Source organism: Alsobacter sp. P4_H11 (assembly GCF_056400925.1).
Genome location: NZ_JBFUKI010000012.1, coordinates 107,493 through 130,057, shown reverse-complemented (window position 1 = coordinate 130,057; position 22,565 = coordinate 107,493). Strand labels below are relative to the sequence as shown.

Here is a 22,565-nt window from a genome sequence, read left to right as displayed (position 1 = left end):
ACGCTTAGGACTGGCGCTCGCACATGGAATCGAAGCTCAAAGTAACTGATGTAAATGAAGAAGTGTCATTCTCCGAAATCCTCAGCGGAGACAACGTCATAAACATACCGTTGTTTCAGCGGTCTTATAGGTGGACGGATAAGAACTTCGCTGATCTCTGGGCGGATATGCAGGAGATTTTAGACGGAAAGGTCCCAGCCCAATTTATGGGAGTGTTGGTGACAGTTCCGCAGGCTAGCCAGTTTAATAAGCCTAAGCTTTTCGACATCGTGGACGGGCAACAGCGGTTAACAAGCGTATATTTATCTTGCCTTGCTGTGGCCGAGGTGCTTGCCGAGAACGGAAAAGAGTTTGTTTCGACGGAAATCGCGAAAAAAGTACTGCTGAACAGGCCGTTTTCGTCTTCGCTTCATAACACCAAGATTATTCCAGCCTATGGAGATCGAAAGCAATTTGCTGCGATCTGGCAGAATTATTCCCGTCATATAAGCAAATTCGATGAGGCGCAGAAAGCGGCCAATGACAAGGCGGGCAACAAGCATACACCAGCTTGGGAAGGCGTTGGGGAACCAATGCCGCCGCCGCCTTCAGGCGATGCTGAAGGACTAATGTCCAAGCAATATCGTCGACTCAAGAAGATGATGTCTACTGAATACGCGACAGGAGGCGAGCCTCATATCTTGGAAATTCTGAATGTCTTGATACTTAAGCTCAGTTTCGTCATGATTGCGCTCGTCGAGCCATCTGCAGCACCGAAAATATTCGAACGGCTAAACGCTCGTGGTGAAAAGATCACGACTGCGGACCTGGTGCGTAACGAGATATTTGCGCGAAGTTCAGACGACCCTCTAAACGCACACCACATTTTCAACAGCAAGTGGGAGCCCTTCGTTGCAAAATTCTCGCCGACAACTCCACTGGACAGCTATCTCTTTCCATACGGTCTGTGTTTAAATAGTTCAGTTACCAAGTCGGACCTGTTCAGAACCCTTAGATCGCGATGGAATCAGTTTGGAACAATCACACAAGTGCTGGATGATCTGAGTCGCTATATGAAAACATTTTTTGCGTTGTCTGTCGGTGAACGATTCCAGGGAGACAAGATGCTGGTGAATGCGTTGTTGCGACTGTCGCAGATGCAGGCACCCTCCTCCATTTACCCATTCGTCTTCAAGCTCGTGGAGGCAGTCGATAACGAGACGCAATCAGCCGAGTCTGCGGTTGAGGTTTTGGAACTTGTGGAAGACTTCTTGTTCAGACGATCCGTTTGTGGGTATGAGCCAACAGGATTGCATGCGGTATTTAAAGGTATGTGGGCTGAAGTTGCTGTGAATGGTAGTGCGTCGGTGGCGGATTTGCGCGCTGCTATCGCAAAGAGAAGCACAGTCCCATGGCCAACCGACACAGAATTTGCTGACGCGGTAAAGCATGGCGATCTGTATCGGCGCACGGTTAGAACTTATGCGCTCTCTGAGTTTGAGAATTCAAGAGAAGGCGAAACTCCTAAAGAGACATTTTGGATAGAACACGTGATGCCGCAAAAGCTCACGCCAGAATGGAATACACAAAAAGAAGTCCACGAAAAATGGGTTAATACCTGGGCAAATCTGATACCGCTAACTGGTGCCATGAACCCAGCGCTTGGCCAAAAGATTTATTCGCAAAAGAGTAGCGAATACAGCAACTCGATATTTGCCACTCCGAGAGAGTTGGCCGTGAAGTTTGCACAGTGGGACGAAGGGGCTCTTGAGGAACGCGCCACTCAGATCGCTACATGGGCGATTCAGCGTTGGAGCAATGGTCCTCCCTAAACTGTCATCCCGCAGCGTTAGATTATCAACAGTCCATTCGGACGGACCACTTGATTTTCGTAGATCGATCCACCGCTGCCTCCGGTGCCGGCGCGGCCCACGGCCATTCCAGCGGCCACCACAGCGTCGATCGCCTGGGTGCTCTTGCGCTTGGAAAGGTACGGCAGGCCCGTGTCGCCGATGATCGGCACGGCGTTCTGAACGCACCACCGCAGGACGGGATGGCCACCGTGACGAAAGCGCCGGCCGATGACGGCCTTTTGCAGTTCGTTGTAGTAGGGGCCCATCACGAGCGGCTTCTGAGGGCACTCCACAGCCGGAAGGTCGTCGGCCAGGAGGCTGCCCATAAGCTTGGCCGCGAACTTCGGATCGAAAGCCATCTCCTGCACGTCGAAGCGCGCCCAGATCTCTCGCAGTTTGGCCTCGATCACATCGTCATCGATCAAATCGCCGGGAATGATTGTCAGGTCGCCATCGGCGCGCCACTGCCGCCAGGGCACGTGCGGCAACTCCTCGCACCGGCGCTTGAAGGCCGTTTCCGGCAGAAAACACCAGGTCAGGACCGAGAAACCCCCATCGCTGTTCACGAAGGCCGCCACGATCGCAGTCAGGTCGTAGGACTTGGACATGTCCACGCCGATCCAGCACGGGCAGCCCTCGAACTCGTCGGGATCGAAAGGCGCGGCGGCCTCGTCATAGACTGCCATCTCGACCCATCCTGCCACCGAGCCATCGGCCCAGACGTTGAGGTGGGTCTGCTTGAATGCCTCCCGCAGTTTCGGCAGTTCGCGGGCAAGCTTGGCCTCGGACCGAAGCTCCGCAAGATCCGGGAAGCCGTCCGCCATGCCGGGGTTCACGGCAGCCCAGAGCGCCTCGTCGTCCCAGTTCGCCTGGGGGTCGGCCTGGAACAGGATGGGCAAAAACGAAGGATCTTTGGACGGGTTCTGATGGCACTTGAGCGCATACTGGAACAAGTCCCAGCAGATGCCCTCCGGACGCTCGCCGGCCGTGGTGATAATGACCTTCAGCGAGCCCGGCACTTTCGATGCGCCGGTGGCGAGTGCGCTCCACAGCGAGGTTCCGCGCCAGACGTGCAACTCGTCGGCGAGCACGAAAGACGGCGTCTTGCCGTGCTGGGCATCGCCTTCGGCCGAGATCGCCACATAAGAGCTGCCGGACTTCGGGTGCTCGATCCTCGACTTCGTGTCACGCAGCCGGGTGGCCGCGAGGAGCCGCTGGTCGCCCAGGATCATGTCCGCCGCCTCATCGAACGCGAGACGCGCCTGCGTCCGATCGCTGGCCGCCGAGACAACCTGACCACCGGGGCGCTGCTCCGGTCCGATGGTGTGGCCGAGCGCCAGCACCGAGGCGAGCGTCGTCTTACGGGCGCCGCGCGGCAGCAACGCGAATACCGTCGAGACCTGGCGCCGTCCGGTCGCGTCAGACGGCCCATAGATGCGCTCGATGATGCGGCGCTGCCACTTGGATTGCAGCGGGCGTCGGTCGGGCCCGTCCGCCTTCGGGTGCTGAAGCAGATCGGCAAACCGCAGCATCCGTGCGGCGCGGCCATGCGGATCCGGAATCGGCTCGTCGCTAAACGCCCAGGTCGGAATAAGGGTCGGCATAGCCTTCCTCTCCCTCCGGGGCCTTGCCGGCCTTCATGCGTGACGCCGGCGTGAGACCGATCTCGGCAGCAAGCCGCCGCATTTCGGTGAGCGCCTGGAACATCGTCTGAAAGGCGGGGTGGCGCTTCCCGGCTTCGGTGGTGTCGCCTTCTCGGCCGATGGTAGCTTGCGAGCGCTGCACCGTGCCGGCGGCCAGGCAATAGGCTTCGACCACCGCGATGTCGGTGTCAGTCAGGACGCGGCGCTTGATGAGGCTCGGCAGGACACGTTTCCATTCGGCCTTTGCCTCTTCGGGCAGCCAAGCCGGCGGCCGCGGCACGCGCGACAGGCCGCCCTCGATCGCCTGAAGCATGGGTTTGCGGCCGCGCATCAAACACCCCCGCGGCTGACTGCGCGACCGAACCCGCCGTCATACTTCGCCGTCTTGCGCGAATGGCAGGGGTGGCACTGCGGCTGCCAGTTCTTGCGGTCCCAGAAGAGCTTTTGATCGCCCTTATGGGGGGTGATGTGATCCACCACGGTCGCCGGCCGGCCGCAGGAGCAGAGCGAGTGAGCCGCGAGGTACTCGGCGCGGGCGCCCTGCCACTTGGTCGTGTAGCCCCGCTCGCGCGCGGATGGTCGTGCAGCCTCCGCCAGGCGCTTTGCCTTGGCGCGACACACACAGGTCGTCCCGACCGTCACCACCAGGCCGCAGGAGCAGATACGCCGCCTCATCGAGCCTCCGGCACGCGGTAGGGATCGAGCAGCGGCAGCACGTCGCCGAAATAGGACAGGGACGCCGTCCGGCCCGCGAAGAATTCCCACCGGCCTACGCCGGCGATCTCTTCGGCCTTGAGGTTGGGGTGGCGCTGGCCGAGCGCGTAGAGAGCTGCGCAACCGGACAAGGCGGCCTGTTCGAGATCGTCAGGAAGGTCGGCGCCCTCGTCCCCCGGGAGCACATAGCCCGCCGTATAGGTCGCAACCACCGTGCTTCCGGCTGAACCGATGCAGCCATGGAAGATCAGCCCGATGGTCCTGTCGCAGAGGAGGCCATCGAGATCGACGGCATCCCCATTGACGGTGAACGCATCCAGGCTCGCGACCGGAAAACGCGACAGCAGGAGCTCGCGAGGCGAGTGCCGGTGCACCCAGGTTTCCCGCACCTGCTCGGACGCGAAGGACCGCCCGCAGTAGATGGCGATCCCCGCGCTCACCCGATCGATGAGGGCCTGGAGGTCCTCATCCGAGGTGGCGACAGCCGCCGCCGGCAACTGAAGCCGCAGCGCGGCTACAGTCGTCAGGCGTTGATGGGCGGCAGCTGATACAACCTCGATCATCGCACTTCCCCTCGCTCGGCCTCAGGTGGCCGAGATCTTCAGCTTCACGAACCGGTCAGGGTTGGTGACATCGCCGCCGACGCGCTTGCGGGCATGGAAGCGAACCTGCCCGGTGGTCGCGAGGCTGTAGGGGTCGCGCAGAACCGAGAGCGAGATCCGGTCCACGATGCGATAGCCCTGAAAGTCGCCGAACACGATGGGGTAGGCGCCGGCGCCAATGTCGGGCATGTCGATCGCTTCGATGATCGGCCGGCCTAGCAGCGTCACGGGCGCGCCCTCCGCCAGGGAGTCGAGAACCAGATAGCGGCCGTTCGAATCCTTGAACTTGCGCAGGGTCGCGAGCGTGTTCCGGTTCATCATCCACGAGCCGTTCTGCGCGAAAACCGCAGGCAGGTCATGGAAGGCTGAGATAAGGGGATCGGCGCTGGGGATGGTCGAAGCGTGCCCGCTGATGCGCTCGGTGAGGCCGCTTGCCGTGAGCAGGCCGGTGGGCTTGCCCGAGCCGTTGCCCGACACGAACGCCAGGCCCTCGGCCGCGCCGAAGGCTTCCGCCCAATCCATCGAAAGCTCGCTTTCGAGGTTGTAGGCGTTGTCCTCAAGCAGCTGGGTCGACACGTCCGTGTAGCAGGCGAGCTCGTACGGAGTGAGCGTAATCTGCGTGAACACAGGCTGCGAGGACGAGCGCGAGCCGGTTTCGGAAACCCACGAAGCCGCCGTGCCGGAGGTGCGCTTGGGGTACTTGATCTCGGCCGCGCCGGTGGTAATCACGCGGGCGTACTGACGGATAGGCGAAAACTGCACGAGGTTCTTGATCAGCTCGGCGCCGAATTCCTCGGGAGCGAGGTAGCCGCCGTTCGCGTCGGTGCCCACCGTGAGGGTCTTGATCTCGTCCGCGGAGAGGCGCTCCACGCCCTTGCGGATCCACTGCCCGAACGACTTGCTTTCAACGCTGGGCTCCTGGGCGCGGCCGGTGACAGCCGGGCGGTTGAGCTTCATGGCGAAATCATCGGCACGATCGTTCGCGGCCTTCAGATCCGCTTCCATCTTGGCCATCTTCTGCTCGAAAGTGGCCTGAAGATCGCCAACAGCCTTCAGCACATTGGCGTCGTCATCCGTGGTGGTGCTCTTGGTTTCGAGGGTAGCGGGAGAAACGTGCTTCATCGGAATGCCCCTAGGTGCGAAGGGCCGCGCGGGCCCGGTTGAGGGCCGCCACAACCCGGCGGGCGTGTTCGGCTTGGTCGGCCGCTTTCACCGCCGTGACGGTGCTCGCGGGGTTCATCGGGAAGGTCACCACCGAGATTTCGAACAGGTCGACTTCCTTCAGGTAGCGAATGCCCTTGGTCCGATCGAAGGTGTCCTTCAGCGTCTTGAAGCCGATCGACAGCCCGTCCAGGGCGCCGGCCTTCATCAGCGCGTAAGTCTCTCGGCCCTTGGCCGTGTCGAGGATGAGCTTGCCGGTGGCCTTGAGGCCCTTGGCGTCCTCCACAAGCCCCGTCCACACGCCGATGGGCTCGTCGGTGGAGTGCTGGAACAGCATTTTCACGCGGCCAGCCGGCCTGGCCTTTAGCGACTTGGCGAAGGCGCCTTTCACGACCACGTCGCGGCCGAGGTCCTCGTTGCCGAACGTGGAGGCGTAGCCCTCGAACGTGCCATCGTCGGCGACGGCCTTGGTGTCGAGAGAGAGCCCCAGGTTCTCAAGCTGCATTGTCGCCTCCGTTCGGCGCCGATGCCGTTGTGTTCGGGTTCAGGAACTCGTCGCCGCCGGCGTAGGGGGGCCGGTTCTCCATCGAGCGCGCCTCGTTCGGGTTCAGCACGCGAGCCGTGATCAGGGACGAGTAGGCTTGCGCCCTGGCCGCTAGGTCTGCGCGCTGGAAATCGTCAACCAGGAACTCGGCGTAGTAGGTCTTGCGCTCCTCCGCGGTCAGCAGGGCCCGGCGCACGGCGCCTTCCCATTGCTTCAGCCAAGGCAGCATCGTGTAGGTCAGGAACACGCGGCCCATCTCCTCGGAGTTGGACCAGGTCGCGCGACCGAGCTCGAACAGGAGGTGCGGCGGAACGCGAAACGCCCGCGCGATTTCGAGCACCTGAAAGGTCCGCAGTTCGAGGAACTGCAGGTCCACCGAGTTGAACGTGATCGGCTGGAAGTCCCCACCGTCCTCCAGGACGGCCGTGCCGCCTGAAGCCTCGCCGGAATGCAGCCCGTCCCAGCGAGCCTTGAGCCGCTTGGCCGCCTGCTCGGAAAGTTGCTTTGGGAATTTCAGGATGCCGGACGGGCGGCCACCGGAGCCGAACAGCCGGCCGGCGTGCCCCTCCTGAGCAAGCGCGATGCCGATCGCCTCGGCTGCAAGCACCACCGGCGATCGACCACACACGCCGTCCAGCGACATGGCCCGAATGTGGATCATGTCTTCGCGGGCGATCTCACGTTCGCCGGCGCCATCCTTGGCCAGGTAACGAGGCACACCGCCTTCGTTGAGGATCTGGGTTGTGCGTGGATCGAGGCGGATGATCTCGCGCGGGACGCCGCGAACCTTGTTCACGAAGGCGAGGCCATTGCCGTGGAAAAGGGCGTCGGTCTGGACCTGGAGTTTCAGGTCGTAGGCTGAGTTCCACTCGTTGGCGTCATCCTTCAGCAGCGCATAGGCGGGGTGATCGTATGCTCGCTCGCGTGTCTCGCCGGTGCGCTCGTACGTGATGAGCGGCAACTGCGCGACGGCCTCGGCGATGGTCTGGACGGCGCACTTCACCGCCGGAACACGCATCGCGCTCTCGGCCGTGACCGCGACGCCTGCATTCGTCCGCGGTCGCGCGCCGAAGATCTCGAACATCGCTTCGCTTGGCGAGGAGATCGAAAGAGACTTGCGCTGCCAAGGCAGCATTGACCTGAAGCGACCGAGCATCGGTATTCCATCGTTGCATAGACAGAATACGCGAGAAATCTAGATCGCAGAACGACACAACATGCCGTGTTCACAAATAAACTACGGACAACTTAGGACAACTTCGGACATGGCGGGGTTGGCGGGGCCTTGTTTGCCCAATTCGCCCGGTGTTCCGCGTCGGACACCCCGGACGGTCCCGCCCCCCTTGGCCAAAGTCGTAAGCCCACCCCCCGTCCTTTCGGTCAGTAGTCGCGCCGGACTTTTGCATTCATCATCTATTCGGATTGTTTCGGGGCTGGGCGATGACTGAGAAAAAAGCGTTCACCGATCGCGAGATTGCTCAAGACAGAAAGCGACGCGATCGAGAAAATTCGGCGAGGGACGGGGACATCATCGTGAGCTGGGCGCCGACGCCTGACTCTATCTGTATGAGCTGCAACAATCCGTTCCGGCAATACCGTGATCAAGGCGAAGGCATCTACCTCTGCGACTTCTGCCTCGGCGATTAGTGCAGCGCTGCGCTCACGTCCACGACCGTGGCGACTGGCTCGCTCTGCTCTGCGGCTAGGGTCACACGGTCGGCAAGGCTGCGCAGGCAGTAGGCCCAGAGCCGCCGGCCCATCGTCGGTGCTCCTATGGCCGTGCCTACGTCCACCATGGCGCAGCTGATATGGGTGATGTCGTAGCCCTCGTTGATCAGGGCAGCGACGTTGTCGGTCAGCTTGGTGAGCAGGACGAGGTCGACGGCCGCGGGCTGGTCGGTCATTGAGTTGCTCACTGATCAGAATGGCGGGTCGAGGTCGGGCTCGAGCCAGCGTATGGGCTGGCCATGCCGGTGCATCGTCTGGGCGGTGTCGCCCTCCCACGGGCCAAGGTGCGGACGCACGGGTTGGGGGCGAACGGGCGGGCCCAGGTTCAAGCGGCCTTGGTGGGCCTGCCTGTTGATGCGCATGGCTTCCGCGTTCTTGCGGATCCGGAAGCTTTCGCGGCGCTTGTAGCGGCTAGCCATGGGCGGACACCTGAAGGCGCTGGGGGTGGCGAAGGGCTTCCGGCACGAGGGTGGCCGGGTCGTCCGGTGGTGGCCCGAAGGTGGCTGGCCAGCTGCCTGTCTGCCGATGCTTCTCGACGAATTTGATCAGGAGGTCGGCGTCGGCCGGCAGCGTGTCCCGTGCTTGGCGAGGCTGGGCGGGAGCAGGCGCGTCGTCCTGCCAAGTTTCGTCGCGCAGCCACTTTCGGGCATGCGACACGAACCGCAGGTCGGACTCCGGCCTGCCACGCCAAAGGCTGGCCAAGCGCTCTGCTCCGGCAATGATCGCCTCGGGATCCGCGCCACGGTTCACCGCAGACACAAACTCCAAGCGGGCAGGCTTCTTCGGGTTCGGACCTTCTCGGCGAGGGTAGGCTCGCCAGAAGCGCTCGAATGCCTCGTCGAGGTTCGCCTTGATCGCCTTCGACGGCTTTGGGGGATTAGAGGGGGTAGTATTTTCTTGAAGGGGGGTGTGGGGGGATTTTTCTTTTGTGACGCCGGCGTCTGGATTCAGACGCTTTAAGACGGTTTCAGACGCCTGGGCGTCTTGAACGTCTGAATTAAGACGCTTTAAGACGCTTTCAGACGCTTTAAGACGCCCCTTCCAAGCAGCGTAGTAGCGCGCGTTGCGATCCTGCCTAGCAGTGCGCGTGTGCTGAGGTGCGCTCGCCAGTCCGGCTGCGAAGATCTCGGCGGCGATGCATGCCGCTTCCTCGGCTGGAACGCCCAACGCCATCAGCCGCAGAACATAGGTGGAGATCTCGCTCATCCGCGTTTCTCCGCCACCACGTTGCAGGCAATCGAGCAGAAGAGCGGCACACGCCCTGTCGGGCCCTGGCGCTGCTTGAGTATCTCGGCCTCAAGCTCCTCTTGAGCGTCCAGCAGCCGGTTCTCCTCCTCCGGTGTTCGATTGGCCTTTCGTTCGAGGTAGTAGCTCTCTCGATAAAGACCGATCACGAGGTCGGCGTCCTGCTCGATCGAGCCGGAATCGCGGAGGTCGGAAAGGGAAGGCCGCTTGTCCTCTCGGCCTTCCACGCCACGCGAGAGCTGCGAAAGCGCCATAACGGCAACTCCCAGGTCCTTCGCGAGCACCTTCAGGCCGACTGAGATCTCGCCCACCTCCATCACGCGATTGTTGCGGTAGCGATCGGAGGGCCGAATGATGCCTATGTGATCGATCACGATCAGCCGCAGCGGCCGGCCGGTCTTGGCCATAAAGGTCTGCCGCCGGCGGGCCCGCGCCGCGATCTGCGCCAGCGTGAGGCCGGGCTGCTGTTCGATCTTGAGCGCCAGGCTGGAGAGACGCTGCCGCGCCTTCCGCAGCCGATCGAAATCTCGATCGGACAGGCCCACGCCCTCGCTAATGCGCCGGTAGGAGAGCACCTCACCACCGTCATCGAAGGCGAGCGCCGCGAGCATACGCTCCGCCAGCTGGGCCCCCGACATTTCGAGCGAGACGAAGTACACACCGGCGCCGCGGAGAGCCGCATTGAGCGCCACTGCAGTTCCGAAGGTGCTCTTGCCCATCCCAGGCCGCCCCGCCGCGATGATCAGTTCGCCCGGCTTCATACCGAGCGTCATCTTGTCGAGGGTGGCGATGCCGTAGGCGGCGCCATCGCGCTTGCCTCCGCTGCGCAGCCGCTCGATCTCGGCGAGTACCTGGTCGGCAGCCTCACCAGCCCCGAGGCACGGGGCGGCGGCGCCGGGCGCGCTGGCAACGATTGCGTCGAGGTCCTCGATCACGGCGGTGGCAATCTCGCGCGGGTTCGCGCCAGGCACCTTGGCGTAGGCCGCTGCATCCGCGGTGACGGTCGTGAGCCGCCTGAGGTCCGCCGCCATCCGCACCTCGGTCGCGTAGTTGCCGGCCATGTTGACGGTGGTGGCAGCGCTGGCGAGCCTGGCGATGTACTCCCCAACCGAAACGCCGCCGAGATCCTGATCCTGGATGGCGAGCCGCAGCAGCTTAACGTCGAAGGACGCGCCCTCGTCACGCTTAGCGCACATCGCCTCGAACAGCATGCGGTGGACGGGCTCGCCGAAGTCCTCCGGGGCCACGAGGCCACGGACCTTGTCGATGGTGCTCGGCGCGATGATTGCGGCGCCGAGGAGGGCCTGTTCGGCCTCGATGAACGTGTTGGGGGAGGCGTGCGCCGTCATCAGCGCACCCCCGCCTGGCGAGCTCGGTCACGCCACCACGCATCCGCGGTGCGACGCTTCATCTCCTCGGTGAGCCGAGCAAACGGATCAGCCGAAACGGCAAAGCTCACGCCGATGCGATAGGGGGTTGCCCGTACCGCTCGATCGCGGGTGCGATCGGCCTTGCAGCTTCCTTGGTTACCCCAATTGCCGCCGTTCCGGGTTCCAGCCGGAGCGGCGGTTTTGCTTTCGAAGGCGCCTTTTTTTGCTCCACCAAGGTTTGCCAAATCGGGCGTAAGTGCTTGATGTTCTGAAGGCAGGTTGACAGGGGAGAGTGATGCAAGTTGTTGATCTGCCATCAACAACCGGGGCATCATAATCCTTGTGTCGGGGGTTCGAGTCCCTCCTCCGCTACCACCGCGTCCTCTCTCGATTGTTGAATAACTACGGCGGCAATAGAAAGTCGCCAGCCGGCTGGTGGCGATGAGGCGTCCGACGTTTCATCTGCGCTTCCGTGAGCAGCTCGGCGGATGCCTGCTGCGCGGGTTACGGCTTTTCGTGTGATGTTCAGCCTCTCTCCCAAGCTTTTCTCTGTTGGCGTTGCTGCAAGCACAGTCGGTGCTTGCCGTCCTGGTTCAGCAGCACGTCGGGCGGCGCCAAGGGGCGCACCATGCTGATCGACTAGATGGCCAAGGTCGATGCGCCAGGGCGCGCGGCGGCTCTCAGCCGGGGGCTGAGCGACCGCCAGCGCGCGCCCTGGGATTATTGCAGCTTCACGCCGCTCTCCATCTGGGCGCCGGGCCCCATGTGGGGACGCTCGGGATCGTGAGTGTGCGTCGTTGTCATCGCGGGCGTCCCGGTCCGACCGGTGGGTCCATAAAGCGCGATGTGGGAGCCCCAGTAGCCGGCGACGAACACCACGAGAGCGGCCGCCAGGGTCGCCGGGATGGCGACGACCCGGCGTTTCAACGCAGGTGCGAAGTGCACTTCCCTCGTATGGTCGGCCGCGATGAGCACGATGATGGCCATGATGAGCGCGTGGCCGACCATGTCGATGCGGCCGAAGGGGTAGACCGCCGCGTTGAAGATTACGAACAACGAGATTGCAGAGAGCCGGCGCACCAGCGGCGTCCAGAGGAACGCGAAGCCCAGCGTGAACTCGGCGACGCCAGCCATGGGAATGAATGCGTCGCGCGGGATGCCGAATGTGAGAAACGGCTTCTCGGCCACGAGGGGGTAGAACCACTCCGGGTAGGCGAACTTCTCAAGGCTCGACCACATCAGCGCGATGGCGACGCCCCACCGCAGCACCTCGAAGCGATGCTTGCGCCATTCTTCCCGGTCCGAAGCGTCCAGCACCAGGTAGGCCGCCACGGCGAGGCCCAGGGCCAGGTAGTCCAGCAGGTGAAACAGGTCGTAATCCCGCAGCGCCAGCGCCCAGAGCCCCACGATGCCGGCGGCCGAGATCGGCATGGTCTTGCGGGAGAAGATGCCGGCGGCGATCAGGAGTTGAGCCCACGAGACCCACTCGGCGGGCGTCTTGAGGTCAGGCGTGAGATAAACGCCGCCGACCGCGAAAATCGCCACGAAAAACGCGCCCGTGGTGACGCGCATGAAGTCATCGGCGCGGGACCAGAGCGGGTCGAAGACCCGGTCGAGGCCGGATAGTATGGCGGCGCCGAATGGCGTACGCTCGATGGCGCGGGCGGCGGCGAAGAACACGGTGACGAGGACGATTGCAGTCCAGAACCAGACGTCTTGCAGGGTCGCCGAGACGGGGCGCGGGGCGGCCCCGACGATATAGGGCGCGAACCATTTGACGTGAGCTTCGGCGATTGCGGGTGCGGCGAACGTCGCCGCTACGGTCGCGATGACGCGGCGTGCGGTCTTGGCCATTTCGGCCTCCATGCTGCGCCCTGCCGGCGCGATTCGGGGGATTTTGGCAGGACCGAAGCAATCGAAGGTCTCGAGGGGACGCCTCAGCCGCCCGGCGACCAAGGATCTAGGCCCTTATTCCCCAGACGGCATCCGTAGATAAGGCAGTCCGTGTCCTTACGGACCCCGCGCGGCTGAACGGAGCCGTCGCCGGACGTCCCTGAGCTTTCAGATCTCGGTGATGCGGCGCAGGCCGATGACGCGCTCCAGGAGCACCAGCAGCGCCAGGACGAGCGCGATCAGCAGGGTTGAGATCGCCGCGATGGTGGGATCGGGCTGTTCCTCGGCGAGGTTGAGCATCTGGATCGGGAGCGTCTTGGTCCAGGCGTTGGTGAAGAAGATCGACACCGCGTAATTGTCCATGGAGGCCAGGAACGCGAAGATCGCGGAGGTGATGAAGGCCGGCGCGAGGTTGGGGAGGAGCACGCGCAGGATCGCGGTCGCGGGCGAGCAGCCGAGCGTGCGGGCCGCGTCGATCAGCGTGAAGTCGAACAGGCCAAGGGCCGAATACAGCGTCCGCACCGCATACGGCATGGTGACGACGATGTGGGCCAGCAGCAGGCTGCCCCAGACGTCCTTGAGCCCCACGGCCCGAAAACCCTGCAGCAGCGCGATGCCGATCACGAGGCCCGGCAGCATCAGCGGGGAGGTGAGGTAGGCGACGACGCCGTCCCGCCCCGGAAACCTCGTCCGCGCGAGCGCGATTGCGGCGAGGCCGCCGAGCGTCAGCGACGTCACGGTCGAGATTGCGGCGATCTGCACCGAGGTGGAGAGCGCGGGCAGGAGGTCGCGGATCACGAGAAGCCGCTGATACCAGCGCAGCGACCAGCTCGGCGGCGGCAGCGTGAAGATCGCGCTTGAGCCAAAGGACACCAGCACGGTGACGACCAGCGGGGTGAGCAGGAAGACCGCGGTCGCGCCGGCGACCAGCCAGACGAGGAGGTTCGCGAGCCTCTCGGTCGCCGTCATCGGCTATCTCCGGCGGCCCGCACCAGGCGGGCGCTGAGCATGACGATGCTGACGGCCAGCACCAGCAGGATGGTGGCCGTTGTGGAGCCGAGCTGTTCGTTGCGCATCAGCAGGAAGGCCCGGGCCGTCAGCGTCGCGAGCGTCTGGAAACGGTCGCCGATCAACAGCGTCGGGATGACGTACATGGCGGCCGAGAGCGAAAACACGATCGCCGCGCCCGAGATGATCCCCGGCATCGCCATGGGCAGAGCGAGCTTGAAGAACCGGTAGAGCGGCGGCGCGCCGAGCGTCGCCGCGCTGGCCTGGAGGTTCGGGTCAATCAGCTTCAGCACCGAATAGATCGGCAGGATCATGAAGGGCAGGAAGACGTTCGCGGCGCCGATCACGAGGCCGGGCTCGGTGAAGAGCATGAGCTGCGGCGCATCCCACACGCCCGTGGCGACCAGCACGGCGGAAACGATCCCGTCGCGCCGCAGCACGATCTGCCACGCGAAGGCCTTGACGATGACGCCCACCGAGAGCGGCAGGATGATGGCGATCAGCAGCCCGGCCTGCACGGCGCCTCTTGAACGCGCCAGCGCGACCGCGGTGGGGTAGCCGAGCACGAGGCAGACAAGGGAGGTGAGGGCGGCGACCCGCAGGGTGTTGCCGATCACGCGCCAGTTGAAGGCGTCGGACAGAAACGCCGTGTAGGCGGCCGTGGTCGGGCCGGCCGGGCCCTTGAAGCTGCTGATGATGAGGATGAGCACCGGCAGGGCGAACACGAGCGCCATGTAGGCAAGCGCAGGCGCGGCCAGCAGCAGCACGGGGTCGAGGGCGCGCCGCGCCTTCATGCGGTTTCCCTCGGGAAGAGCAGCGTGTCGGCGACGGGCCAGTTCAACGCCGTTTCGTCGCCGATCGCGAGGCCGTCGGGAACGCGGTTCGTTTCCACCAGAACGGGCGCGCCGCCGGGGGCGGCCAGATGCAGGTGAACCTTGGATCCCTGGAAGACGATGTCCGACAGCGTCGCCCGGATGGTGTTGAGGGCGGGGTCGGCTGGCCCCGCGCCGATCGAGATCCTCTCCGGGCGCACGGCCAGCAGCACCGGCGAGCCCGGCACGAAGCTGCCCGGCGCGCGCACCGGCCCGGCCGCGGTGTCGACCGCCAGCACGCCCGCGTGGGTGTCGCGCGCCGCGCCGTCGAGGCGCGTGGAATGGCCGACGAAGCCGAGCGCGAACGGGGTGCGCGGCCGGTGGTAGATGTCGCCCGGCGCGGCGAATTGCTCGATCGCGCCCTTGTTCATCACCGCGATGCGGTCGGACATCACGAGCGCTTCTTCCTGATCGTGCGTCACCAGAATGGTGGTGATGCCGATCTCGCGCAGGAGGTGCTTCAGCTCGATCTGCATGGTCTCGCGCAGCTTGCGATCCAGCGCCGAGAACGGCTCGTCGAGCAGCAGCAGCTTCGGGGCGACCGCGAGCGCGCGCGCGACGGCGACGCGTTGCTGCTGCCCGCCCGACAACCCGCGCACGGACCGGGACGCCATGGCGCCGAGGTGCACGAGATCGAGGAACCGCGTCACCGTCGGGCCGATGCTGGCGGCCGGGTGGCCCTGCGCACGCAGGCCGAATGCCACGTTGTCGCTCACCGAGAGGTGGGGAAACAGCGCGTAGCTCTGGAACACCACTCCGACGCCACGCTTGTGCGTGGGCTTTCCGGTGATGTCCGCGCCGTCGAGCAAGACTTGGCCGCGGTCGGCCGCTAGCAGCCCGGCGACGATGCGCAGGAGGGTGGTCTTGCCGCAGCCGGAAGGCCCCAGCAGCGAGACGAACTCGCCCTTGCGCACGGCGAGGTCGACGCCGTCCAGGACGGCTTGCCCGCCGAACGCCTTTTCGGCGCCGCGCACGTCGAGCAGCATCGGTTCGCTCACGGTCGGAGCCCTCCCGCCGGATGGCTTCAAAGCGACAGTTCGCGATCCCAGCGGGACACCCAGGCGGCGCGGTTCTTGGAGACTTCGGCCCAGTTGACCGGGTGGATCTTGAGGTCGGCGAGGCCGGCCGGCGCAGCCACCGTGCCGTTGGTCGGCAGCGAGAAGGTGGCCTGCGTGACCTTTTGCTGAATCTCCGGGCTCAGCAGCATGTCGATATAGGCGGCGGCGAGCTCGGGCTGTGGGCCGCCCTTCACGAGCGCGATGCCGGACGGCATCGAGAAGGTGCCCTCGCGGGGAGCCGCGAGCTCGATGGGCGCGCCCTTGGACTTGCGCGCCAGCGCGACAGACGAGATGGCGCCCATCACCATGTAGGCCTCGCCCTGTTCGAGGAGGTTATAGGCCTGGCCCTCCTGCGTGTAGGACATCAGCACGTTGGGCTTGAGCTCGGCCATCTTGGCGAAGCCGGCGTCGAGGTCGAGCTGCGCTTCCGCCATCGGCTTGCCGGTCTTGAGCTGGGCGGCCGTGAACAGGTTCAGCACGCCCTCGGTGTTCTGCAGCGACGGCAGGATGATGCGGCCCTTGTATTTGGGGTCGAACACATCGGTCCAGCTCGTCGGGGCGGTCGGCACCTTCTCCTTGTTGTAGGCGATGCCGACCCAGGGCTGGAGGTAGTTGACCCACATGCCGTTCATGTGGGTCACGCCCGGCTTCAGCGACGCCGAGTTCGGCACCCGGGCGGCCGTGATCGGGTCGAGAAGGCCCTCCGCCACCGCGATGATCATCACGGGGTCGTCCATCTGGACCACGGACAGGTACTGGCTGCCCTTGTTCTTCTGCATCTTCTCCAGGTTCACCAGCGAGCGGGTGCCCTCGAAGATGACCTTCACGCCATGCTTCTTCTCGAAAGCCGGGATCATGATCTCCTCGGACCACGTCTTCTGGCTCGAGGCCGCGCCGACGACGAGCTCCTTGGTCTGCGCCCGCAGGATCGCCGGGGCGGCGAGGCCAGCCGAAAGTGCGGCCGAACCGGCGAGGAAATTGCGGCGGTTCATGTGCGGCAAGAGCAGGTCGGCCATGAGGGTCTCCGGTCGTGGCGGGTTGGCGGCGCTGCGGGAGACACCGGCGACCGGGATCCACGCCCAGCAAGCTTTGCAACTCACGTGCCATGGGCTCGCGGCGTCCATGGCCGCCGATGCTGGCCCGGCATGGCGGCGTTCAGCCCTCCCGGGCGATCGGCTGCCTGCGGATTGCCCAGCCTGCCCGAACAACAGGCTTGAACTGCGCTGCTGCGCGCGTCAGGTTTCGCGCAATGACCCAGAGCACGAGAGAGATCGCCGTCGGCACCATCACGCCGTCCGGCAACCGCACGGTCGAGAAGGTGCTGCAGGGCCTCTGCGCCGCGCTCGAGGGCGTCGTGCCGTTGTTCACGCGCATTCCGGTGCATGGCGCGACCGCCGCAGAGGCGTCGCCGTCCGGTCCTTACTCCTGGCCAACCATGGAGGCCGCCGCGACGCTGCTCGCGCATGCGGCGCCCGCGGCCCTTTGCTGGAACGGCTCCAAGGGCGGCGATTACGGCTTCGACGTCGATCACGAGCTCTGCGAGCGCCTCACGGCCTGCACGGGCCTGCCGGCCGTGACCTCCGCGCTGGCGACGCTCGACCTGCTGCGCCGCCTCCATGCATCCAGACTAGCGCTCGTGACGCCCTACGTGCCCGCCGTGCACGCCCGGGCGGCGGCCGGCTTCGCCGGAAAAGGCTTCACGATCGCCGGGGAAGCCTGCGCGGGGATCACCGACAACCTCGCCTACGGGGCGCTTGCGGCGGACGAGATCGCGGCGCTCGCCCGGCGCGCGCTGGCCGGGAGCCGCGCCGACGCCGTCGTGTTTTTCTGCACGAACCTGCACGGGGCTCAGGTGGTACCGCTGCTCGAGCGGGAGACAGGCCTGCCGGTGATCGACTCGACCGCGGCGGGAGCCTGGGCCTTGCTGCGCGCCGCCGGCGTCTCGACGGAGCCGCTCGCGCGGTTCGGGCGCATTTTCGCGCTGTGACGCGACCTTACGATCTGGAGACCGGAATGATCCGCCTTGGCATGCTGACGCCGTCGTCCAACACCGTGCTGGAGCCGGTGAGCGCCGCGTTGCTGGCGGGCGTCCAGGGCGTGTCGCTGCATTTCGCGCGGTTCCGGGTGACCGAGATCGCGCTCGACCGGACGGCTTTGGGGCAGTTTGATCCCGAGCCCATGCTCGCCGCGGCGGAGTTGCTGTCGCACGCCAAGGTCGACTGCATCACCTGGAACGGCACGAGCGCGAGTTGGACCGGGCTCGAGGGTGATCGCGCCCTGGTGCGGTCGATCGAGGCGCGCACCGCCACGAAGGCCACCACCTGCGTGCTGACGTTGATGGACACGCTCCGCCGCCACGGAATGACCCGGATTGGCCTCGTGACGCCCTATACGGCGGACGTGCAGGCCCGCATTGGATCGACGCTGGCCGGGGAGGGCGTCTCGGTCGTCGCCGAACGGCATCTTGGCATCCGGGACAATTTCAGCTTCGGCCTCGTGGACGGCGCCGCGCTGGACGGCATGGTGGGCGCCGTCGCGGCCGAGCGGCCGGACGCCATCGTGGTGCTGTGCACCAATCTCGCGGGGGCGGCCCATGTCGCCGGGTGGGAGGCGCGCCTCGGGGTCCCCGTGCTCGATTCGGTCGCGCTCAGCCTCGTCGGAGCGCTCGACGCCTGCGGGCTGGACCGTGCGCGACTGCGCGGCAAGGGATGGCTTTTCGATCAGCCTCGCGGCTGAACCTCAGCCTGGGGGCGCACGGATTTCAGTCGAGCCGACGTCGCATCCCGACGTTCCGGCCATGCGCGCGCAGAACCATCTCGCGGTAAAACGGCTCGAGTTCGCGCGCTGCGGCGTTCGCGGCTTCGCGCTGGGGGCCGAAGGCGCGCGACAGGTCGCGAATTTCGGCCAGCAGAGCGCGCTCGTCCACGGTGGTCAGCCGACCGTCGCGCAGGATCCAGGAGCCCGCCACCATGACGTCGCGCACCGAGGAGCCGTTCTCGGCATAGACCAGCTGGCGGCCGAGATCGTTCAGAGGCGTGAACGCGGTGGTCTCCATGTCGACCAGCACGATGTCGGCGGCGGCGCCGACGCGCAGCGCGCCGATCTCGCTCCAGCCGAGCGCGCGGGCCCCGCCCGAGAGCGCGACCTCCAGCACCTCGGGCGCCGTCGGCCAGGTGCGCCAGTCGGCGTCCGCCAGCGTATGGACGAGGCCAGCGGCCTTGATGGCGTCCCAGATATTGGCGCGGTCATCCGCGATGATCTCGTCGGTGCCGATGCAGACGTGGCAGCCGGCGTCGCGCCAGGCCCGGAACGGCGCGACGCCGCTGCCGAGGCGCAGATTGCAGACCGGATTATGCGCGATGGTCGCCCCGGCGTCCGCGATCAGCCGCATGTCGGCGTCGTCGATCCAGACGCCGTGGATCACCACGGCGTGGCGGCCAAGCGCGCCCTCGTCGGCGGCGTAGCGTACGAGGGAGCAGCCGTAGCGCTCCTCGCCGAAGACCCGCTGCAGCTTGGTTTCAAGGATGTGCATGTTGAACGGCAGGGCGTGCTTGTCGGCGAGCCCCGCCAGGGCGTGCAGATAGGGCTTCGTCACGCGCTGCGGGGCCGAGCAGGACAGCGCGGCGCCGATGCGCCCGTCGGCGGCGCCGTCCCAGGCGCTGATCAGGTGGGCGTATAGGTCCAGCAGTTCGGCGTCGCTCTGGCGCGGCGCCTCGTCCATGCGTCGCTTGATGTCGGCGGGCAGGATCTCTTCCAGGAACGGGTACTTGGCGTATTCGACCACGTTCGGCTGGTCGATCGCCACGCGCGCGCGCATGCCGATGTCGCGATAGGCCTCGCATATGGCGTCGACGCCGTCCGCGGTCGCGATGGGCACGTGGAAGGCGTCGTCCATCACGGCGGTGACGCCGGTTTTCACCATCTCGATCGCGCCCAGCATCGTGCGCAGATAGGCGAGGCGCTTCTGGTCGCCCACGGCCGCGAGCGGCGGCACCTCGTAGAGCATGAACACTTCCAGCGGCAGGCCCGGCACGGCGCCGCGCATCAGGTTCCCGGGCGAATGGAAATGGGCGTTGATCAGCCCCGGCATCGCGAGCCGGCCGCGCGCGTCCACCACGACGGCGCCCGGCGGCGGGTCGAGATCGGGGCCGATCGCGGCGATGCGCCCGCATTCCACGAGGATGTCGGCTCGCGATGACGAGATCACTCCGTTCGCGAGCGCAAAAACTTCGGCGCCGCGGATGAGATGGGCGGGGGTAGGCGCGATCATGGGACGCTCCGGAACGCCTGCGCGAGAGCGGGCGACAAGCCGCTGGTGCTAACCGGAGAAGGCGGCTCCCACCGACGCGCCTCCTTGACGAGGCGTTCGGCGGCGCGCACCGCGCAGGCGACGCCGTCGAAGAGCGGCGCCGGCGAGAGCGGCTGCAGCCGTGCGGCGGCGCCCGCCAGGGCCGCGCCGCAGAGCACCACGGGTGCGCCGTCCTGCGGCATTGCGGCGAGTTCGGCCAGAATGGCGTCGTCCCGGCCGGCGGCGCCCAGATAGGCGGCTGGGCTCATGTCGATGCAGCGCAATTCGTCGACCCTCTCGCGCAGATCGTAGATGCGAAGGAGCTCTTCGTAGAGTGGGAGCGCGCTGGCGCCGAACGTGATCATCCGGACGCGGGGAGCCGTCGCGCAGGCGGCCAGGAGCGCGGTCTCGGTGATGCCGAGGACTGGAACCCCGAAGAGCTCACGGGCGGCCGCCAGACCGCTGTCGAACGAGATCGCCAGGATTGCGGCGTGGTAGGTCCCGGCCAGCTCGGCCAGGAGATCCAGCACCGCATGCGCCGCGACCGCGTTTCCGGCGTGCGTCGTGACGATCTCGGCGCCGAACCGCGCCGTCGCGCCCTCGATCGTGGTTCCGGGCGCGCAGACGCGGCGGGCTTCGGCGCACACCACATCGGTGACCGCCTGTGTGGTGTTGCCGTTGACGAGCAGCAGCCGCATGGGCCTCAGCCCATCGCGCGCGACGGCAGCCAGAGCGCCAGCGCCGGCCAGAGCCAGATCAGCAGCACCAGCAGCAGCATCATGAACAGGAACGGCAGCACGCCGACGATCACGTCCGTGATGGAGCCGGATTTGCGGATGCCCTGCACCACATAGAGGTTCATGCCCACCGGCGGGGTGATCAGCGCCAGCTCGGCCATGATCACCAGGAAGATTCCGAACCAGACCGGATCGATTTTCAGCGCCACGATCAACGGGAACACGATCGGGATTGTGCCGACCACCATCGCGAGCGCGTCCAGGAAGCAGCCGAGGATGAGGTAGAAAACCAGCAGGATCAGGATCATCTGACCGGGCGAGGCATGCAGGCTGCTCACGAAGGCGGTCAGCAGCGTGGGGATGCCCATGATGCCGATCACGAAATTCAGGTAGAACGCCGCCGCGGCGATCAGCATGATCATGGCGGTGATCGACAGCGTCGACAGGAAGCTCTCGTGCAGCATGCGCAGGTTGAGCCTGCCATAGCCGGCGCAGAGCGCCAGTGACACCACGATGCCGAGCGCGGCGGATTCGGTGGGCGTCGCCCAGCCGGCGTAGATCGAGCCCATCACGAAGCCGAACACCACCAGCGGCGGGGCGAGATCGACGAGGCGGCGCAGCTTGTCGGCCAGAGGGGCCGAAGGCTCGGGCGGCCCGGCGAGCGCCGGGTTCCACCGGCACGCGACCACGATCACACCCATGAACAGGGCCGTGAGCACGAGGCCGGGCAGGACGCCGGCGGCGTAGAGGCGGCCGACCGACGTGTTGGTCATCGCCCCGTAGATGATCATGTTGATGGAGGGCGGGATGAGAATGCCCAGCGTAGCGCCGGCCGCGATGGAGCCGAGCACCATCCGCTGGTCGTAGCCGCGCTTGTCGAAGGCCGGCAGCGCCACGGTGCCGATGGTGGCCGCCGTCGCGACCGAGGAGCCCGACACGGCCGCAAACAGCGCGGACGCGCCGATGTTGCTGTGCAGGAGGCCGCCCGGCAATGGCGCCAGCCAGTCCGACAGCGAACGATACATGCGATCCGTGAAGCCGCCGCGCACCAGCAACTCGCCGAGCAGCACGAAGAGCGGCACCGCGACGAGCACGAAGTTGTTGGTCGAGCTCCAGTTCTGCGTGCCGTACTCCATCACGATCGGCGCGCCGAGGTAGAAGGCCGCGCCCGCGATGCTGAGCGCGAACATCACGAACGCGACGTGCAGGCCAAGGCCCATCAGAACGATCAGGAGAACGAAGCCGACGCCCGCGGCCCAAAGGTCAGCCACGGACGACCTCCTCGGCCTGGCGGGCCTCCAAAGACGCCAGCTCGCTTTCGAGCTCGTCATCAACGGTGAGCGGGCCATAGAAGGCGTTCAGCCTGGGATCGCCGGTCGCCAGCAGCCAGACCGCGTGGACCGCGTAGGCGGTCGCGATCACGCCGAACAGGCCGAGGCCGACCACCCACATCGCCTGCGGAATCCACAGCGGCTGTTGCAGGTTCGACGACGTGGAACCGAACTCCAGCGTTTCCTGCAGCACCGCAATGCTGCGGATGCCCGCGAAGGCCGCGAACGCCGCCATGCTGACCATCGCGAGCGTGTTCAGCACGCGCTGCGCGGCTTTCGGCATGCGCACCAGGAACACGTCGACGCGCGTGTGGCCGCGCATCGCCATCGTGTAGGACGCGCCCACGGCCGCCGAGATGGCCAGCACGAAGCCGCCGACCTCATCGATGCCTTTGAACGATGTGTTGAACAGCTTGCGCCCGACGATCTCCACCGAGAGCGCCACCGAATAGAGCAGGATCGTGTAGCCGAACACGATCGCGACGACGCGTGCGACCGGCTCGACGACACGGCTGATGGGATTGACGGGGGCCATGGTC

24 protein-coding genes are annotated in these 22,565 nt (G+C 65.6%); 3 read left to right on the top strand and 21 right to left on the bottom strand.

Features of this window, described 5'->3' with window-relative positions; genetic code table 11:
* The first annotated feature begins 23 nt into the window (after positions 1-23).
* Positions 24-1,811, top strand: coding sequence for a DUF262 domain-containing protein (locus AC1DSZ_RS20050; RefSeq protein WP_476840116.1), 1,788 nt, complete (start codon positions 24-26; stop codon positions 1,809-1,811).
* A gap of 17 nt (positions 1,812-1,828) precedes the next feature.
* Here the strand turns inward: AC1DSZ_RS20050 and AC1DSZ_RS20045 are convergent, their stop codons facing one another.
* The 17 genes from AC1DSZ_RS20045 to AC1DSZ_RS19965 all read right to left on the bottom strand — a co-directional run bounded on the left by AC1DSZ_RS20045 (position 1,829) and on the right by AC1DSZ_RS19965 (position 16,686).
* Positions 1,829-3,436, bottom strand: coding sequence for a terminase large subunit (locus AC1DSZ_RS20045; RefSeq protein ID WP_476840115.1), 1,608 nt, complete (start codon positions 3,434-3,436; stop codon positions 1,829-1,831).
* Complete coding sequence (locus tag AC1DSZ_RS20040; protein ID WP_476840114.1) at positions 3,405-3,806, bottom strand: phage terminase small subunit P27 family; 402 nt, start codon at positions 3,804-3,806, stop codon at positions 3,405-3,407. Before AC1DSZ_RS20040 ends, AC1DSZ_RS20045 begins: the two co-directional genes overlap by 32 nt.
* On the bottom strand, positions 3,806-4,150 hold the full coding sequence (locus AC1DSZ_RS20035) for an HNH endonuclease signature motif containing protein (RefSeq protein WP_476840113.1): 345 nt from the start codon (positions 4,148-4,150) through the stop codon (positions 3,806-3,808). The genes AC1DSZ_RS20040 and AC1DSZ_RS20035 overlap by 1 nt, the downstream gene beginning before the upstream one ends.
* Positions 4,147-4,752 carry a hypothetical protein gene (locus AC1DSZ_RS20030; protein ID WP_476840112.1) on the bottom strand — a complete coding sequence of 202 codons (606 nt, stop codon included), beginning with the start codon at positions 4,750-4,752 and terminating at the stop codon, positions 4,147-4,149. The genes AC1DSZ_RS20035 and AC1DSZ_RS20030 overlap by 4 nt, the downstream gene beginning before the upstream one ends.
* 21 nt (positions 4,753-4,773) lie before the next feature.
* On the bottom strand, positions 4,774-5,913 hold the full coding sequence (locus AC1DSZ_RS20025) for a phage major capsid protein (protein ID WP_476840111.1): 1,140 nt from the start codon (positions 5,911-5,913) through the stop codon (positions 4,774-4,776).
* A 10-nt stretch (positions 5,914-5,923) separates the two neighbouring features.
* On the bottom strand, positions 5,924-6,457 hold the full coding sequence (locus tag AC1DSZ_RS20020; protein WP_476840110.1) for an HK97 family phage prohead protease: 534 nt from the start codon (positions 6,455-6,457) through the stop codon (positions 5,924-5,926).
* The gene (locus AC1DSZ_RS20015) at positions 6,447-7,580 is read right to left on the bottom strand and encodes a phage portal protein (RefSeq protein WP_476840109.1); all 1,134 of its coding nucleotides are present in this window, start codon (positions 7,578-7,580) and stop codon (positions 6,447-6,449) included. The genes AC1DSZ_RS20020 and AC1DSZ_RS20015 overlap by 11 nt, the downstream gene beginning before the upstream one ends.
* Before the next feature lie 559 nt (positions 7,581-8,139).
* Positions 8,140-8,400 carry a hypothetical protein gene (locus tag AC1DSZ_RS20010; RefSeq protein WP_476840108.1) on the bottom strand — a complete coding sequence of 87 codons (261 nt, stop codon included), beginning with the start codon at positions 8,398-8,400 and terminating at the stop codon, positions 8,140-8,142.
* A gap of 15 nt (positions 8,401-8,415) precedes the next feature.
* Positions 8,416-8,643: a hypothetical protein gene (locus tag AC1DSZ_RS20005; RefSeq protein WP_476840107.1), complete on the bottom strand. Its 228-nt coding sequence runs from the start codon at positions 8,641-8,643 to the stop codon at positions 8,416-8,418.
* On the bottom strand, positions 8,636-9,430 hold the full coding sequence (locus tag AC1DSZ_RS20000) for a hypothetical protein (RefSeq protein ID WP_476840106.1): 795 nt from the start codon (positions 9,428-9,430) through the stop codon (positions 8,636-8,638). The genes AC1DSZ_RS20005 and AC1DSZ_RS20000 overlap by 8 nt, the downstream gene beginning before the upstream one ends.
* The gene (locus AC1DSZ_RS19995) at positions 9,427-10,818 is read right to left on the bottom strand and encodes a replicative DNA helicase (protein WP_476840105.1); all 1,392 of its coding nucleotides are present in this window, start codon (positions 10,816-10,818) and stop codon (positions 9,427-9,429) included. The genes AC1DSZ_RS20000 and AC1DSZ_RS19995 overlap by 4 nt, the downstream gene beginning before the upstream one ends.
* Positions 10,818-11,171: a hypothetical protein gene (locus AC1DSZ_RS19990; protein WP_476840104.1), complete on the bottom strand. Its 354-nt coding sequence runs from the start codon at positions 11,169-11,171 to the stop codon at positions 10,818-10,820. Before AC1DSZ_RS19990 ends, AC1DSZ_RS19995 begins: the two co-directional genes overlap by 1 nt.
* 388 nt (positions 11,172-11,559) lie before the next feature.
* The gene (locus AC1DSZ_RS19985) at positions 11,560-12,693 is read right to left on the bottom strand and encodes a hypothetical protein (RefSeq protein WP_476840103.1); all 1,134 of its coding nucleotides are present in this window, start codon (positions 12,691-12,693) and stop codon (positions 11,560-11,562) included.
* Positions 12,694-12,900: 207 nt separating this feature from the next.
* Positions 12,901-13,701: an ABC transporter permease gene (locus AC1DSZ_RS19980; protein ID WP_476840102.1), complete on the bottom strand. Its 801-nt coding sequence runs from the start codon at positions 13,699-13,701 to the stop codon at positions 12,901-12,903.
* Positions 13,698-14,534 (bottom strand): ABC transporter permease, encoded by an 837-nt coding sequence (locus AC1DSZ_RS19975; protein ID WP_476840101.1) that lies wholly within the window; start codon positions 14,532-14,534, stop codon positions 13,698-13,700. Before AC1DSZ_RS19975 ends, AC1DSZ_RS19980 begins: the two co-directional genes overlap by 4 nt.
* Entirely contained in the window at positions 14,531-15,610 is a 1,080-nt protein-coding gene (locus tag AC1DSZ_RS19970; RefSeq protein WP_476840100.1) for an ABC transporter ATP-binding protein, read from the bottom strand. Before AC1DSZ_RS19970 ends, AC1DSZ_RS19975 begins: the two co-directional genes overlap by 4 nt.
* Before the next feature lie 26 nt (positions 15,611-15,636).
* On the bottom strand, positions 15,637-16,686 hold the full coding sequence (locus tag AC1DSZ_RS19965; RefSeq protein ID WP_476840099.1) for an ABC transporter substrate-binding protein: 1,050 nt from the start codon (positions 16,684-16,686) through the stop codon (positions 15,637-15,639).
* 233 nt (positions 16,687-16,919) lie between these two features.
* Between AC1DSZ_RS19965 and AC1DSZ_RS19960 the strand changes: the two genes are divergently transcribed.
* Together AC1DSZ_RS19960 and AC1DSZ_RS19955 are read left to right on the top strand one after the other, a co-directional pair.
* Entirely contained in the window at positions 16,920-17,657 is a 738-nt protein-coding gene (locus tag AC1DSZ_RS19960) for a maleate cis-trans isomerase family protein (RefSeq protein WP_476840098.1), read from the top strand.
* Between the two features lie 26 nt (positions 17,658-17,683).
* Positions 17,684-18,406: a maleate cis-trans isomerase family protein gene (locus AC1DSZ_RS19955; RefSeq protein WP_476840097.1), complete on the top strand. Its 723-nt coding sequence runs from the start codon at positions 17,684-17,686 to the stop codon at positions 18,404-18,406.
* A 25-nt stretch (positions 18,407-18,431) separates the two neighbouring features.
* Here AC1DSZ_RS19955 and AC1DSZ_RS19950 read toward each other — a convergent pair whose 3' ends face one another.
* Genes AC1DSZ_RS19950 through AC1DSZ_RS19935 form a run of 4 tightly spaced genes read right to left on the bottom strand, consistent with a single transcriptional unit; the run spans position 18,432 to position 22,561 of the window.
* A complete protein-coding gene (locus tag AC1DSZ_RS19950) occupies positions 18,432-19,940 on the bottom strand; it encodes an amidohydrolase family protein (protein WP_476840096.1) in 1,509 nt (502 codons plus the stop codon).
* Positions 19,937-20,656 carry an aspartate/glutamate racemase family protein gene (locus AC1DSZ_RS19945; protein WP_476840095.1) on the bottom strand — a complete coding sequence of 240 codons (720 nt, stop codon included), beginning with the start codon at positions 20,654-20,656 and terminating at the stop codon, positions 19,937-19,939. Before AC1DSZ_RS19945 ends, AC1DSZ_RS19950 begins: the two co-directional genes overlap by 4 nt.
* A gap of 5 nt (positions 20,657-20,661) precedes the next feature.
* The gene (locus tag AC1DSZ_RS19940; protein WP_476840094.1) at positions 20,662-21,966 is read right to left on the bottom strand and encodes a TRAP transporter large permease; all 1,305 of its coding nucleotides are present in this window, start codon (positions 21,964-21,966) and stop codon (positions 20,662-20,664) included.
* Entirely contained in the window at positions 21,959-22,561 is a 603-nt protein-coding gene (locus AC1DSZ_RS19935; RefSeq protein ID WP_476840093.1) for a TRAP transporter small permease subunit, read from the bottom strand. Before AC1DSZ_RS19935 ends, AC1DSZ_RS19940 begins: the two co-directional genes overlap by 8 nt.
* Between the last annotated feature and the right edge of the window lie 4 nt (positions 22,562-22,565).